The organism is Paraburkholderia sp. GAS348 (assembly GCF_050434205.1).
In the GTDB taxonomy this organism is placed as follows: domain Bacteria; phylum Pseudomonadota; class Gammaproteobacteria; order Burkholderiales; family Burkholderiaceae; genus Paraburkholderia.
Map to the genome: position 1 here is coordinate 155,812 of NZ_JBNPVT010000014.1, position 14,171 is coordinate 169,982.

Genomic DNA, 14,171 nt, shown 5'->3' on the forward strand with positions numbered 1-14,171 from the left:
CGCTGCCGCTGCCGCTGCATCGCCCATTTGCGCTGCCTGTCGCACCTGGCCTCTCGCGAGACCGGATGCGTTGCGTATGGATGCACTCTAGGTTTGCCAAAATCCCCCAACAAACGAAATATGCGCATGGAGCGCATGATGGAATCTCATGGGCCGGCTGTCGTGCGACACTAGCGGCGGCTTTGCTGCGATCCGTGGGAGCGCCAATCCAGTGGCGTATCGGGGTTAACGTCCATGATTTTTTCAGGCGGGCGGGCTGGCGGGAGGTATGAGGAAAGCTCGGTTCTGGTGCGGTGGTTGGCAGGATTCGCCCAGAGTCGGTGCAAGCGCTGGCGCTCAGGCTGGAATTGACCGCTGGGTCATGAGTGAATTGCATGCGCTTTTGCCTGCGCGCAACTCGTCTGGGCACTTCTGATCGCGTATCCTGTGGGTTCAATGGGCGTGACGGCACACCACACCGCATACCCGTGCAATGATTTTTTCTGATCCCGACTGGACTCATCCCGATGCGACGTCTCCCGCCGCTCAATGCGCTGCAAATCTTCGAAACCGTCGCGCGGCATCGCAGCTTCACGCGCGCGGCGGACCATCTATGCCTGACGCAAGGCGCGGTGAGCCGGCAAATCATTGCGCTAGAGGACTACTACAAGTTTCCGCTCTTCAAACGCCATGCAAAAGGTCTGACGCTGACCGCCGAAGGCGAGTTGCTGCTGCCGGCCGTGAAGGAGAGCTTCGCGCGTATCGAGGAGATATCGCTGCGCCTCACGCGTCAACGCACCGATCTCGCACTGAAAGTGCCGACCTGCGTGATGCGCTGGATGTTGCCGAAGATCATGCGCTTCCAGGCCGAGTATCCCGAGCTGCACGTGCAGATCACCACGACCTGGCAGCACGACGTCGACTTCCAGCTCGAACCGTTCGATGCGGCGATCATCTATGGCTCGTCGCCGGGCGTGGACGTGCAGGCGGTATCCCTGTTCGAGGAGCGTCTGACGCCGGTGTGCGCGCCCGATCTGCTGAAAGACAAGCCGCTCGACAAGGTGGCGGATCTGGCGCATCACACGCTGCTGCATCCGACGCGCGACCATCGCGACTGGAAGATGTGGCTCGCCAAGGTGACCGAGGTGAATGCCGCAAATGCGCCGGCGATCGACGCTGAGCACGGACCGAGCTTCGATACGCTCGACATGGCGACCAACGCAGCTTTACAGGGCTTCGGTGTCGCCATCAGCGACCTTGCCTTGATCGACGAAGACGTCGCGGCCAAGCGCCTCGTGCGGCCGTTCGATACGGTGCTCAAGACCGGCTGGCGCTATTACTTCGTGTATCCGGAGTCAGGCGCGCATCAGCAGAAGCTGAATCTGTTTCGCGACTGGATTGCGCAGCATTGGGAAGAGTAGGAGGCGCCCGATGGTTGGCGGGCATGCGGGCCCGAAGCCTATCGTCAGGGCGCGAACGACAGAAACAGATACGCCGCGAACAACGACAGATGCACGGCGCCTTGCAGGATCGTCGTGCGCCCGGAGCTCAGCGTCAGGGTGCCGACGATCAACGTCAGCACCAGCAGCACAGTTTCCTTGCCGTCGATCCCGAGGATGAGCGGCTGAGCGGTCCACAAGAACACCACGGCGACCGTTGGAATCGTCAGCCCGATACTCGCTAGCGCCGAACCGAGCGCGAGATTCATGCTGTTCTGCAAGCGATCGGCCCGCGCTGCGCGTACGGCGGCGAGCCCTTCCGGCAGCAGCACCAGCGCGGCAATGATAATGCCGACCACCGCGGGCGGCGCGCCTGCGTTCTTCACCGCGGTTTCGACCACTGGCGAGAGCACTTTCGCGAGCAACACGACGGCGACCAGGCACACCGCCAGCAAGCCGCCGGCTGCCAGCGCGACACCCATACTCGGCGGGGCGGCATGGACGTCCTCATCGGGGACATCGGCAAGAAAGTAGTCACGATGCCGCACGGTCTGGACGAACACGAACACCCCATACAGCACCAGCGACGACACCCCCGCGAACGCCAGTTGCGACGACGACAAAACCGGGCCGGCGCGGGTCGTCGTGTAGTTCGGCATCACCAGGGTCAACACGGACAACGACGCGAGCACCGCCAGCGCGGCCGCGGCGCCACGACTCTGAAAGTCCTGCTCGCGATGCCGGATGCCGCCCACCAGCAGGCAAATGCCCACGATCCCATTGCAGACGATCATCACCGCGGCGAACACCGTGTCGCGCGCGAGGCCGGCTTTTTCCGGCCCGGACGTCAACATCACCGAAACGATCAGCGCAACCTCGATCACCGTCACGGCCACCGCCAGCACCAGGGTGCCGAACGGCTCGCCGACGCGATGCGCGACCACTTCCGCGTGGTGGACCGCTGTGAACACGGCTGCGCACAGTGCTGCCCCGATGAGCGCGAGCAGCAGCCCGTTGCCCGGCAGGGCATACGCGACGCCCAGCACGATCCAGGCGACGAACGGCGCGGCAATGGTCCAGCGTGGCAAAACGGTCGCGGGCGTGGTCATTCAGGGCTTCCTTTCGTTGCGTGTTCTTGCTGCTCGTATCGGACGGGTGATTGACTGGTGATTGAACCGATGCGGCGCGCGATGACTTTGTCAGTCCGCGCTATGGATTGTGCCGACGCAGTGGCGAAGGCGGCAAGGCAACCAACGGTTGTTCTGCATCTGAAGGATTGAGCCGCGCAGGACCGCGCGGAAAATGCGACGCGAGTTCGATGGATGAAGCACTATCGGTTCACCACTGCCGGGTTAGCAACTTCAGGGAAAGAACCCGGATGTTTCGGTCCGGACGCGCCGCCTCATGACGAAGCGTTGCGTCCGGGTGTAGCGTCAGGACTGGCTGACGCGGCTTACTGTCCGACCGGACGGATCGACAGTGCGTTCTTGACCGAAGTCACGCCCGCTACGCCTTGCGCGGTCTGGGTTGCCAGATCGACCTGCGGTTGCTCAGGCACCGTGCCGGCCAGCGTCACTGCGCCGCTACGCGCGCGCACCGTGATGTTGGCCACGCTCAGGCCCTTGGTCTTCGACAGCGCGGTGCGCACCTTGCGTCCCAACGCACGGTCGGCCGCCTTGACAGACTTGGCGCTGGGCGCCGACGAAGCAGCCATGGGAGCCGCCGACGCTGCCGCATCGCTGCTTTGCGCGTACGCATTGACGGACGCCAGAACGATCAGCGCGCCGCCGACCATCTTGATTGCCTGGAATGCTTTCATTCAACTCTCTCCTATTGTCATGAATACAACGGCCCCTGGATGGGACCGGGGTACTGCACCAGCGGTACATCGGGATCAAATCTGAATGGAACGTTGCTGCGGGTCGTGCAACTTCTTGCAATCTGTAAGCTGATCAAGTGCGCGTAAACACGCGCATGCCGGCAAAGGCCGTACTGCTGGCCGGAAACACACGATACTCCAATTAGTGCCATGATCAATGCGCCGCTGCCCTGAAATGAGGTTTTGCTACAACGAATGGGCCGATGAATGCAGGCCGATGGCGCTTTACCGCTTGATGCTGCGCGGGTGGCACGCCCGTTGGCGTGTCTGCAGCGCTGGCAGGCCGCGCATCTACGGAACCCTGCGTTTTGCGCTTAACGACCCCCGTCCGGACCGCATGCCAAATCAGCCGCTGCCCATTCTCCCATTACTTCGTGACGATTTGCCGCTCGATGCGGTCGCGCTGGCGCGCTTCATGGTCGGCAAATACCTGGTGCACGACCTCCCCGAAGGCCGTATCAGCGGACGAATTGTCGAAACCGAGGCATATCCGGTCGGCGATTCGACCGGCCACGCGTTTCCAGGCCGCCGCGCGTATAACGGCTCGCTGTTTCTCGCCCCCGGCCACGCTTATGTCCGGCTCACGTACGGGCTTTCGTACATGCTGAACATGTCCGCGGAAGCGGAAGAAGTCGGCGCCGGCATTCTGCTTCGCGCCATCGAACCGCTGGAAGGCTTGCCCCTGATGGAAGCGCGGCGGCCCGGCGTGCCGCTGCGCGACCTCGCGCGCGGTCCCGGCCGGCTCACCATGGCGTTAGGCATCGGTCAGTCGTTCGACGGTCGCGATCTTTGCACCGGGCGCGGCCTGTGGATCGGCGTGATCGAGAAGGGGGATGGGCCGCTTGGCGTGACGACGCGCATCGGCTTGTCGCGCGAAATGCATCGGCCGCTACGGTTTTTCGAACCCGGCAGCGCGTTCGTCAGCGGGCCGCGAAAACTGTTGCTGCCGCCGCATGCCGGCGCTTTGACGGGCGCGCAAATTTGACCATCAGCGGCGGCCAATACAGCAAAACACGCTCAGTGTGGGCATGTTTTCGAAACGTCAGACACGAAGGGTTACGATCCCGACAATTATTACGGCAAAGGCAGCGCTTCAATGGTTCTCGGCGGTAAGTTTCGCTGCATTCTTGCGTTTTTAACAATTAAATATCTTAAAATTAAGGGTTTTCCCTTGGCGATTGTGTGACTAGACTGGAGTAACTCGCTTCCCGCACGGTGTGGCAAGCGAAGCAAAAAACCAGGTCTGGAGGTAAGTCATCATGAAATCGCTCATCAAGGCACTCGCCATTGCAGCCGTTCTCGCCGCCCCGGTCGCTTCGTTCGCTCAATCGAGCGACCAACCCATCACCCGCGCGGAAGTCCGCAATCAATTGATCCAGCTGGAAAAAGCCGGCTACAACCCGGCCGCGACCAACGACACGAACTATCCGGCTGACATTCAGGCCGCCGAAAGGCAAGTGCAGGCGCAAAACCCGGCCGTTGCGCAGACGCAGGAACCGGTCGCGAATACCAGCGGTTACGGTGGCGCGGTGAGCGGTTCGTCGCAATCGGGCGGCGTGGTGCAGCCGATGTCCGGTCCGAAGTCAGTTTATTTCGGTAATTAAATTCGGCGGCTGCCGGCCGGTCTGGCCGGTAGCTGACCAGATCGAGCAAGGGCGTGCGCGAGTGAATTGGCCGCACGCTTGCGATTAGCAGGTAGTCCACAATTCAAGAACCTCCGCTGCCGCAAGGTAGCTTCGCCCAACCTTTTCCAAGGATTGGGCTTTTTTTGCGCCCTGTTTCGGCAGCGTGCGATGCGCGACACGCGATAGACGTGCGCTAGGCGCGCAAGAAGCGGCGAACCTAAGGCCGTTCGCCGTGGATATAGAACTCCAGTTGCTGAATCGTGAATTGCTGCTCGGCGATGATGTTCTTCACGAGGTCGCCGATCGATACCATGCCCACCAGCCGGTCGTTGTCGATCACCGGCAAGTGGCGCATGCGCCGTTCGGTCATCAGGGCCATGCAGTCTTCGGTGGTCTGGTCGGGACGGACGAAGCGTACGGCTTTGCTCATGATGTCGCGCACCGGCGTGGCCTTCGACGAACGGTCCATCAGCACGACTTTGCGCGCATAGTCCCGCTCCGTAATGATTCCGGCGATGCTGTCGCCGTCCGTCACGACCAGTGCGCCGATGCCTTTTTCAGCCATCAGCTTGATCGCCTCGTAGACGGAATCATCGGCCCCGACGGTGTAGACGATGGTGTTGTTCGGTTTCGTTTTAAGAAGCTGGGCAACGCTTGTCATGGAGCGGCTCCGTTTCGCAGTGCAGCACGCCGATGCGGCGCGCTGTCGTGAGGGACAGGCCATTCAAGTATAGGCGCGACGCGCGCCCAAGGGACTTCGGGAATACCTGTGGCGCGTGGCCTCTCTGGCCTGGTTTAGTCCCTTGAGCAGCGCGGCGCCGCAGCGGTTCCTTGTACGGCGCGTGGACATCCGGGTGCGTCGCGCCGATTAGCGGTAAACTCCTAGCCTTACCTTATCCCCGGTTTGATCGGGTTCATGTCAGCCCCATTGTCCAACGCCATGCTCACGTCTCACGATCCGTCGCAAGCAGCAGACGGCGCAATTAGCGGCGAGTGCGTCGTCCTCGACGCCACCGCCACGCTCCCTACGCGCTACGGCACGTTCACCTCCTACGTGTTTCGCGTGGCCGAAAGCGGCGCCGAACATCTCGCGCTCGTGATGGGCGACGTCGCAAACCAGTCGTCCGTATTGACGCGCCTGCACTCCGAGTGCCTGACAGGTGACGTACTCGGCTCGTATCGTTGCGATTGCGGTGAGCAGCTCGATCTGGCGCTGCGTTATATCGCGGCCGAAGGCTGCGGCGTGCTGCTCTATCTGCGTGGTCACGAAGGGCGCGGCATCGGCCTGTCGAACAAGATTCGCGCGTATGCGCTGCAGGAGCAGGGTCGTGACACCGTCGAGGCCAATCTCGATCTCGGCTTGCCCGACGACTCGCGCGAATACGATTCGGCGGCGGGCATTCTGCGCACGCTGAAGGTCACCTCGGTGCGCCTGATGAGCAACAATCCGGAGAAATTCGACACGCTGTCGAAGCACGGCATTCCGGTATGCGAGCGGGTCGCGCTGGCGATTCCAATGCGCGAGGAAAACGAGCGCTATATCCGCACCAAGCAGTTGAAGTTCGGGCACTACTTCGACGAGAACGAATAGCGCAAAACCCGGACGTGTGCGACATGGTCCGATGTGTTCCTATAGAGGCCGTAAGTCACTGAATTGCGCATGCGACAGGTGAAGCTCGGTGAATGGCCCGCGATGAGTTTTGCCGCAGTGATCGCTGCGTGGGGAAAGAACCGTCTCGCTCGTGCGGGAGAAAACCTTTCCTGCACCGCGACTCCTATCGGGCCGTACTGCCGTCTCGCTCTCGGCAAGTTGACAGCGCCGTTCGTACCGTTGTGCTGTTTCACAGGTGCTCGGCCAACGCACATATGCCGCGGCGAGTGCAACGCTCGAAACAACACGCCGAAGGAACGTCTGCCCGATGCTGACATCGGCTTCGTCAACTCACCTTCAATACGAAACCTTCCTGGGCTGTGGTTGCGTGTCAGCAACCGTTCGGCCTGTCGCGTCACGCCGAGGCATCGTGCGTGTGCAGAATCATCGCTTTCGTGTTCGCCAGAATATCTCGCGCAAGAGCCGCGTCGCCAACGGCGCGTGACATGCTGACGGCGCCGATGATAGCCGTGAGAATGGCCGTGGCACGGGCGGTTGCGGACTCGTCGGCACCCATCGTGCGTGCAATTTGCAGAACGGACCAGTTGAATTGCTCGGCGACGACCTGCTTGACTTCCGCGCTCGCGAACCGTGCCTCGCCGGCGAGGGCGCAGATGCCGCAACCCGTGATGAAGTCCTGGACATGAGACGGATCAAGCCAGACGTCCACGACTTGCTCCAGCGACGGGCTGTCGTTGTCCGAGAAAAGCCGGACGAGCTTGCTCCGGCCGCGCTCCATGGCTCGCCTCGCGGCCTCCGCGATCATCGCGTCGCGCGACTCGAAATGACCATAGAAGGCGCCCTTGGTCAGGCCGGCGTTCTGCATCAACTCGGCCACGGCAACGCTATCCAGTCCGCCTTCGTTGATTTGCCGGGCCGCCGCGTCCAGGATGCGCTCCCTGCTGGCCGCCTTCTCTGCCTGTGAATGTCCCATTGCTTCCGCCCCAAATAAAGACCTTGACAATCTGCAGTACGACAGTAATACTGATTCTGCAGTGTGATCGACCTACAGATTATAGCGGATGCCGACACGTCGGGTCTGATCCGATGTAACTGGCAAGGGCAGAAGCTCGTGCCGCGCAGGAGGGATGTCCCCTTTTCCTCTGTTCAGCGGAAAACGCGAACCGGAATTCACACTAAACGGAACGGCATCGCTGGCTCGGCCAATCGCGGAGCTTTGATGTCAGGTCAACATACGCCGAAGGCCGCCATTTGGCCGCGCGGCACCCAGGACAAGGCCAACACTGGGTAACAGGAGTAAACGCAATGAGTACCCTGCTCGAAGACGCAGTCAAAGCACATGGTGGTTTGGAAAACTGGAAGAAGATTCGTTCCGCCTCTCTCAAACTCGACATAGCTGGAGCGATTTGGGGATTCAAAGGCCAGCCGGACATGTTCAGGAACATCGAACTGGCTGTGGATCTGGATCGGGTAACGCAGCACGTCGCGATGTCGTCACCTGACGGTGGCTGGAAAGGCGATTTCGCTCCGGACCGGATTGCGATCACAAACCTTCATGAAGATGCTGTCGAAGAGCGCCACGCACCGCGAACCGCGTTCGACGGCCATACGCAAATGACACCGTGGGACCGCCTGCATGCGTTGTACTTTTGCAGCTACGCCCTGTGGAGCTATCTGACGATCCCGTTTCTCTACACCTATCCGGGCTTCCAGACGGAAGAGCTGTCCACGTGGCAGGAAAACGGCGAGACGTGGCGGCGGCTGAAAGTCACGTTTCCGGACACGGTCACCAGCCATAGCCGGGAGCAGATCTCCTATTTCGGCGAAGATGGCCTGCTGCGCCGCCACGACTATACGGTGGATGTGATGGGCGGTGCGCGGGGCGCGAACTATGCGTCGAACTATCGCGACGTAGGCGGTATCTTGGTGCCGATGTCGCGACGCGTGTTTGCCTACGACGACGCCGGGCGAAAGATCGATGAACCGCTGCTGGTCGCCATCGACTTTCACGACATTGCGTGGAGCACGGAATAGGCCCGTACGTTGAACATCGCATCAATCGCAGTCTTCCTCGCATCGAAGGACGCGCGATGGATCACGGGCGAACATCTCATTGCCAGGGGCTGCTAACAATCAACGAATTGTGTTTACATCCTGATTTTTATGGGAGATCAGGATGGTTCGCTGGCTGATGAGCGACGCGCAATGGACCATGATCGACCATCTGTTGTCAGGCAAGGCAAGCGATCCGGGACGCACGGCGGCAGACAATCGTCTGTTTGTCGAGGCGGTGCTATGGATCTCTCGTACTGGCGCACCAACATTCAGCCGGCGCCCAAAAAAGCGGGGCCGCAGGCATTTGGGCGGTCACGGGGAGGATTGAGCACGAAACTACAGGTCGCAGCCGACGCACTGGGCAATCCGCGGCGCGTCATATTGAGTTTGCTCCACTTAGCTTTGCACTTTGTGTCGCGAGGGCGCCGTTCCGGCTCGTCAACCATGTCCGCAACGTTACAGAGCGTGGCATCCGCTACGTCTTGGGGTTGCGCTTGCACTTCGCAGTCGATTCGTTGTTCGCGAACAGTTCGAAGCGCCGTCGAAGTTCATTTTGGAAAGGAAAGTATCCATGTCTATCAATGAAGAAACGTCGGTCTCGGACCGCCCGAAGGCGGTGGTCATCGGAGTGGGACCGGAGCAAGGGCTGGGCGCGGGCCTGTCTCGCCGATTCGCGGCAGAGGGGCGTCACGTCGTCATCGCGGGGCGCACCGAAGCGAAGATCGAACGGGTACGCGAGAGCATTGTCGAGGCGGGCGGCTCGGCCAGCACGGTCGTCATGGACGTGACCAGCGAAGCGGATGTGATCCGGTTGTTCGACATCGCGATGCAGGCAGACGAACATGGCGGCAGTGCTGACCTCATTGCCTATAACGCAGGCAACAACCAGCCTCTGGATCTGCGGACGATGGAAGCGGACGTCTTCGAATCGTTCTGGCGGCTCAACTGTTTTGGCGGGTTTCTCGTGGGGCGCGAGGCCGCACGCCGCTTTGCGCCCCTCGGCCGCGGGTCGATTCTTTTCAGCGGGGCGACGGGCGCGCTTCGAGGCATGCCGAACTTCGCCCACTTCGCATCGAGCAAGGCCGGCTTGCGCATGCTCGCTCAAAGCATGGCGCGCGAATTCGGCCCGCTCGGCCTGCACGTCGCCCATGTCGTGATCGACGGTGGCATCGACGGAGAACGGGTGCATACGCGCTTCACTGAGCATGTCAAGCAGAAGGGCCTCGACGGACTGCTCGGTATCGACGCCATTGCCGACGCATTCTGGTCACTTCACCGCCAGCACCGTTCGGCGTGGACGCACGAGCTCGATCTGCGCCCTTTCAAGGAAGCGTTCTAAACGATAGCGAACCCCAACAGAGTCAATCTCGAAGAGTCAACAATGAAGCTTATCGGTCCATGGTTTTCCGGCTATACCCGTCGGGTCGGCATCACGCTAAAGCTACTCGGCATGCCGTTCGAGCACCTGCCCTATCACGCCTATGAGCAGAAGGATCTTATCCGTCCGTTCAGCCCGATGGTGAAGGTGCCGGCGCTCGCGCTCGACGACGGCACGGTTCTCTACGACAGCACAAGCATCATCGAATATCTGCATGAAGAAGTCGGAGCAGAACGCGCGTTGCTCGCACCCTCCGGCGCGAATCGACGCGACGCATTGCAGTTCATCGGCATCGCGTCCGCGATCTACGGAAAGCTCAGCGATATGTATGACGAGTCGATCCGTCCGCCCGAGCATCAGATCGCCACGATTGTCGAATCGCTGCGCGAGCAGGCGTTGGCGGGATTTCAGATGCTCGAGTCGAGGGCCGGTAACGGCTGGCTGGTGGGCGACGCGCTGTCTCAAGCCGACGTGATGGTCGTGATCACCTGGCAGTCAGCATCATCGGCATTCATGCCCGATGTCATTCATCCGGCTGCCTTCCCCAAGCTTGCCCGACTGGCCGAGCGCGCGATGGAATTGGACGCGTTCTCCAGCACGCTACCTTTCAGGGGATAGTGACAGCGTGCGCGGAGAGGAAGTCGCGACTCTTGCGAATCGATGCGGTGTGGCGCCGCCCCGTGGGCGGCCAATCGCCGGTATATCGGGCGTACGATTCGCATGCACTGTCGCGGCTTCAGCCGCCCCGCAATGCGTCGATCGCTGCGCGAAGCGCAGCAACTACGCCAGTCCAATCGCCTCGCGTCGTTTGTCGAAACAACCGCGTCTTTGCGTACCACGGACTATCGCTTCGATCGAGTTGCCATCTCCAGTCCGGCATGAACGGCAAAGCAATCCATACGGGCTTCCCAAGCGCCCCCCCCAAATGCGCCACAGCTGTGTCGACGCTGACGACGAGATCGAGGCGAGCGATCAGCGCAGCAGTCTCAGCGAACGTGGTGAGCCGCCCGGAAACATCGCGCAGCACCCCGCGCTGCTCAAGTTGCGCGAGGCACGCGCGATCACTGTCGCGTACATCCGGTTGCAACGCGAAGAAATCCGCGTCGGCATCGAACACCGGCTTCAGTTGCTCGAGCGAAATGGACCGATTGTGATCATTCAGATGCGTACGGCTTCCCGACCACACGATCCCAATGCTCGGCCGTCGGATGGATCCTGTAAAAACATCGTCCCATTGAAGGGCAAGCGCGTCGTCTGCCTGCACATATGGACCGGATAGTGCGAGATCGGGTGCATGAACCTTGAGCGCAAACGGCAGACTCAGGATTGGAATGTGATAGTCGAAATGTGGCACTTGCCCTGTCTCACCGATGACTTCGGCCGCACCCCGATAATTTTGGAGGAGCGGCAGCAGGGCATCCTGAACACGCAGCACGACGTGAGCGCCAGCTGCACTGAGCCGATCCACGAAGCGCACGAATTGCAGCGTGTCGCCGAACCCCTGCTCATGATGAACGAGCATTGTCCTGCCACCTATCGGTTGGGTGCCGGTCCATAGGGTGTTCTGCGGAAAACCGTGGCTGCAGGTGCCATCGCGCCAACGCCATTCGTATTCGCGCCAGCCGTGTTCGAATTCTCCGAGCAGCAAATTCGTCTGAGCTCGATTGGTGCGTGCGCCGGCGTCGTTCGGATCGATCGAAAGCGCCTTCTTGAATTGAAGCAATGCCTCATCAAATCGCCCGATATCTCGCAACGCGACCCCGAGATTAACGTATGCGCGTACGAAACGCGGCTTGAGCGCGATCGCCTGCCGGTAGGCATCCAGTTCGTCCTCATAGCGCGCCATCGTACCGAGCAGCGTTCCTCGGTTGTAATGCGCTTCGGCTGATTGTGGCTGGGTCTTGCACAGATGCACCAACACATCGAGTGCCCGCTGCGATTCGCCAAGCTGTATCAGCGACATTGCGACACCATGCAATGAGGCGGCATGGTTCGGAAACTGGGTCAGGCAGCGCTCGAACAGCGCTATCGCAGCATCGCGACGCTGCGCCAACTGACACACCTGTGCGGCGAAGTACAGTTGATCCATAGACATTGACATGTGCACCGATGCCTGCACCAGGTACTCCGCTGCGCATGCATGATCGCCCTGGTTGGCGGCGATATAACCGAGGCCTGCAAGAGCTTCGCCGTGGTCGGGGACGCTCGCCAGAATGCCGCGCAGCAAACCTGCGGCATCATCGAGCCGACCGGCCATGAGGTTCTCCTGCGCGGCGGCGAGAGCGTGTTCAATATCGTGATTCATGGCGTTGGGGGCTGGAGCAAAGTGCGATCTGTCGCGGGATTCGAATCGGCTCATTGTACGGGATCGACAACGCTGCGAGAGATCAGGATGAGGTGAGCGAGATCCCACTGCGACAGTGCGACGGCTTTCCGGATGTCAGAACACGTAACCTCGATCATGCCAGTAGTGCCAGTCAGCGACGGCTACTTGTGTCGGTTCATCGCAGTTCACGGGAACGATCTGGGCCAGGGGTGCCACCACGTCACGTTGGCCCCACCGAACCCAGACGAAGATGCCAACCCGACACAGGTCTTCATGAGCGAGTCCTGTGACCGAGACGTGTTCACCCGGGCGCAGCGGTGAAGAGGCCATTGCCTTGCGAATGCTGGCCTCGAATGGAAACGAGAGCTGTTCTTCCAGATAGCAGTGCCACGACGTCGCCCGCTCTTCCTCGGTATAGGCGTCGACGACCACCTCCATCTCAATGCGATGTTCACGTTTCCGCGTTGATTTTGGTTCTGGCCATGAGGTTGCAGGTGATCGGCATAGATGGGGTTATAGGTCGACGATACGCCGCAGCAGGCCGTAGGAAACGCGCCAGTGTCCTTCGGAGTCTGTCATGGCAATCGAGGCAGTTTTCGAGTTCAGCCTGACGATGGTGCCGACCCGCTCGCTGAGGTGTTTGTCGGTGAACCCAACGGTGTCGCCGACGAAGAACTCTTCGCGTTGTGCGCGCGCCAACGGTGAAGGAAAGCGGCGCCGTTCAAGGCGCTTGTACCAGAGCGCGAAGCCGGTGCGATCCCAGTATAGACATTTGACTTTCGAGCGACCCCGGCCGACGAACACGAACAGATTGCCCGAGACAGGGTTCTGGGCAAGCAGCGGTTCGACCAGATATGACAGCCCATCAATCGATTTGCTGTTGTTACGATGGCTACACCTTTGCACCACGCGTACGTGCGTTCGAGACGGGATGCGCTGACGGATACGTCGAAAAAAAGCCCATCCAGACGGACGGGCCAAATTATTGCTCGGAGAAAGTCGCGTCAGCGCAAGTGTCCGCGGACTCTCGCTCCGCATTCACTGCGCCGTGACCGCCGTTTCGTCTGGACCCGCGACGAGAGTCCCGACACATCTGGACGTGACCGTTCCAATCAAACTGTATCGGTCGTACCCAGATGAATTTGCGCCGGCGGGTGCTTTTGCCGGCGCACACTGCTGTTGCTCCCTGAGACAGGGCTAAACCGGTTCGGTTTCAGGCTTCCTTAGAAGCGCGTGCGCAACCCGACCGTGCCAACCACCTGGTTCGCCGTCGACGACGCACCACCCGACGTATTAATGAAGGCGACAACGTTTTGGCCGATTGCGTGCTGATACATGCCTTCGGCGTAAACATCCGTGCGCTTGGAAAGCGCGTAGACAGCTTGCAGGTTGACCTGATTCCACTTCGGATCTGTGCCGTAATGCGTACCGGTCGCATTGAACTTGCCTGACAGATGGGCATCGGTGTACGTGTCAGTGATGCCCAGCGTAATTGCCGGTGTCAGCGTGTACTTGGCGTTCAGTTCATAGTTGTTGAAGCGCTGCGAACCATTGTTGAGGTTGAACGATTGCGTGCCCTGATAAAAGCTGTTCGTGTACACGAAGCCGACCACTGCCGGGCCGAAGGTGTAGTTCAGACCCGCGCCGATCGTGCGCTGAACGTTCGCCCCGAACCTGAAGCCTGCCGTCTGGGCAGGCGCTTCGCCGAGGTCAACTGCGCCGCTGGTGTTCGCCTGGGGGGCAGCGCCGTTGCCGTTGATCTGCAGGTAGCCAGCGGCCATCTTGAACGGGCCAAAGTCGTAGCTTGCGCCCGCGCTGTAAGCACGGTTCAGCGTGAAGTCCGTGTTGTTCGAGAACGCGTAGAGGCCGCCGAACTTC

General features: G+C 60.7%; 14 protein-coding genes and 4 pseudogenes. 10 read left to right on the forward strand and 8 right to left on the reverse strand.

What is annotated here, in order from left to right; all coding sequences use genetic code 11:
* The first annotated feature begins 506 nt into the window (after positions 1–506).
* On the forward strand, positions 507–1,400 hold the full coding sequence (locus P3T22_RS22585) for a LysR substrate-binding domain-containing protein (protein ID WP_063498858.1): 894 nt from the start codon (positions 507–509) through the stop codon (positions 1,398–1,400).
* A gap of 44 nt (positions 1,401–1,444) precedes the next feature.
* On the opposite strand, the gene P3T22_RS22590 is transcribed toward P3T22_RS22585, so the two are convergent.
* Positions 1,445–2,527 carry a calcium:proton antiporter gene (locus P3T22_RS22590; RefSeq protein WP_429326182.1) on the reverse strand — a complete coding sequence of 361 codons (1,083 nt, stop codon included), beginning with the start codon at positions 2,525–2,527 and terminating at the stop codon, positions 1,445–1,447.
* A 344-nt stretch (positions 2,528–2,871) separates the two neighbouring features.
* Positions 2,872–3,237: a BON domain-containing protein gene (locus P3T22_RS22595; protein ID WP_063498860.1), complete on the reverse strand. Its 366-nt coding sequence runs from the start codon at positions 3,235–3,237 to the stop codon at positions 2,872–2,874.
* Between the two features lie 397 nt (positions 3,238–3,634).
* Here P3T22_RS22595 and P3T22_RS22600 point away from each other — a divergent pair, with 397 nt between their 5' ends.
* Both P3T22_RS22600 and P3T22_RS22605 read left to right on the forward strand, forming a co-directional pair.
* Complete coding sequence (locus P3T22_RS22600; protein ID WP_429326183.1) at positions 3,635–4,282, forward strand: DNA-3-methyladenine glycosylase; 648 nt, start codon at positions 3,635–3,637, stop codon at positions 4,280–4,282.
* A gap of 274 nt (positions 4,283–4,556) precedes the next feature.
* Entirely contained in the window at positions 4,557–4,901 is a 345-nt protein-coding gene (locus P3T22_RS22605; protein ID WP_063498861.1) for a DUF4148 domain-containing protein, read from the forward strand.
* A gap of 238 nt (positions 4,902–5,139) precedes the next feature.
* On the opposite strand, the gene P3T22_RS22610 is transcribed toward P3T22_RS22605, so the two are convergent.
* Entirely contained in the window at positions 5,140–5,583 is a 444-nt protein-coding gene (locus tag P3T22_RS22610) for a CBS domain-containing protein (RefSeq protein ID WP_063498862.1), read from the reverse strand.
* Positions 5,584–5,862: 279 nt separating this feature from the next.
* Here P3T22_RS22610 and ribA point away from each other — a divergent pair, with 279 nt between their 5' ends.
* Entirely contained in the window at positions 5,863–6,513 is a 651-nt protein-coding gene (ribA, locus tag P3T22_RS22615; protein ID WP_063498863.1) for a GTP cyclohydrolase II, read from the forward strand.
* A gap of 415 nt (positions 6,514–6,928) precedes the next feature.
* On the opposite strand, the gene P3T22_RS22620 is transcribed toward ribA, so the two are convergent.
* Positions 6,929–7,507: a TetR/AcrR family transcriptional regulator gene (locus P3T22_RS22620; RefSeq protein WP_429326184.1), complete on the reverse strand. Its 579-nt coding sequence runs from the start codon at positions 7,505–7,507 to the stop codon at positions 6,929–6,931.
* A gap of 332 nt (positions 7,508–7,839) precedes the next feature.
* Between P3T22_RS22620 and P3T22_RS22625 the strand changes: the two genes are divergently transcribed.
* The 6 genes and pseudogenes from P3T22_RS22625 (at position 7,840) to P3T22_RS22650 (ending at position 10,585) form a co-directional block, all read left to right on the forward strand.
* Positions 7,840–8,568, forward strand: coding sequence for a hypothetical protein (locus P3T22_RS22625; RefSeq protein WP_429326185.1), 729 nt, complete (start codon positions 7,840–7,842; stop codon positions 8,566–8,568).
* 12 nt (positions 8,569–8,580) lie between these two features.
* A pseudogene (locus tag P3T22_RS22630) lies at positions 8,581–8,664 on the forward strand (oxidoreductase); the annotation flags it as partial.
* Positions 8,665–8,746: 82 nt separating this feature from the next.
* A pseudogene (locus P3T22_RS22635) lies at positions 8,747–8,794 on the forward strand (hypothetical protein); the annotation flags it as partial.
* Between the two features lie 40 nt (positions 8,795–8,834).
* A pseudogene (locus P3T22_RS22640) lies at positions 8,835–8,970 on the forward strand (IS5/IS1182 family transposase); the annotation flags it as partial.
* A 190-nt stretch (positions 8,971–9,160) separates the two neighbouring features.
* Positions 9,161–9,928: an SDR family NAD(P)-dependent oxidoreductase gene (locus P3T22_RS22645; protein ID WP_429326186.1), complete on the forward strand. Its 768-nt coding sequence runs from the start codon at positions 9,161–9,163 to the stop codon at positions 9,926–9,928.
* Between the two features lie 42 nt (positions 9,929–9,970).
* On the forward strand, positions 9,971–10,585 hold the full coding sequence (locus tag P3T22_RS22650) for a glutathione S-transferase family protein (RefSeq protein WP_429326187.1): 615 nt from the start codon (positions 9,971–9,973) through the stop codon (positions 10,583–10,585).
* A gap of 118 nt (positions 10,586–10,703) precedes the next feature.
* On the opposite strand, the gene P3T22_RS22655 is transcribed toward P3T22_RS22650, so the two are convergent.
* From P3T22_RS22655 to P3T22_RS22670, 4 genes and pseudogenes are all read right to left on the reverse strand, one after another.
* Entirely contained in the window at positions 10,704–12,272 is a 1,569-nt protein-coding gene (locus P3T22_RS22655) for a tetratricopeptide repeat protein (RefSeq protein ID WP_429326188.1), read from the reverse strand.
* Between the two features lie 135 nt (positions 12,273–12,407).
* Positions 12,408–12,777, reverse strand: a pseudogene (locus P3T22_RS22660) (calcium-binding protein).
* A gap of 29 nt (positions 12,778–12,806) precedes the next feature.
* Positions 12,807–13,274, reverse strand: a complete 468-nt coding sequence (gene tnpB / locus P3T22_RS22665; protein WP_429326189.1) for an IS66 family insertion sequence element accessory protein TnpB — start codon at positions 13,272–13,274, stop codon at positions 12,807–12,809.
* A gap of 242 nt (positions 13,275–13,516) precedes the next feature.
* Positions 13,517–14,171, reverse strand: a 655-nt coding sequence (locus tag P3T22_RS22670) for a porin (RefSeq protein WP_429326190.1), incomplete at its 5' end; no start/stop codon positions are given.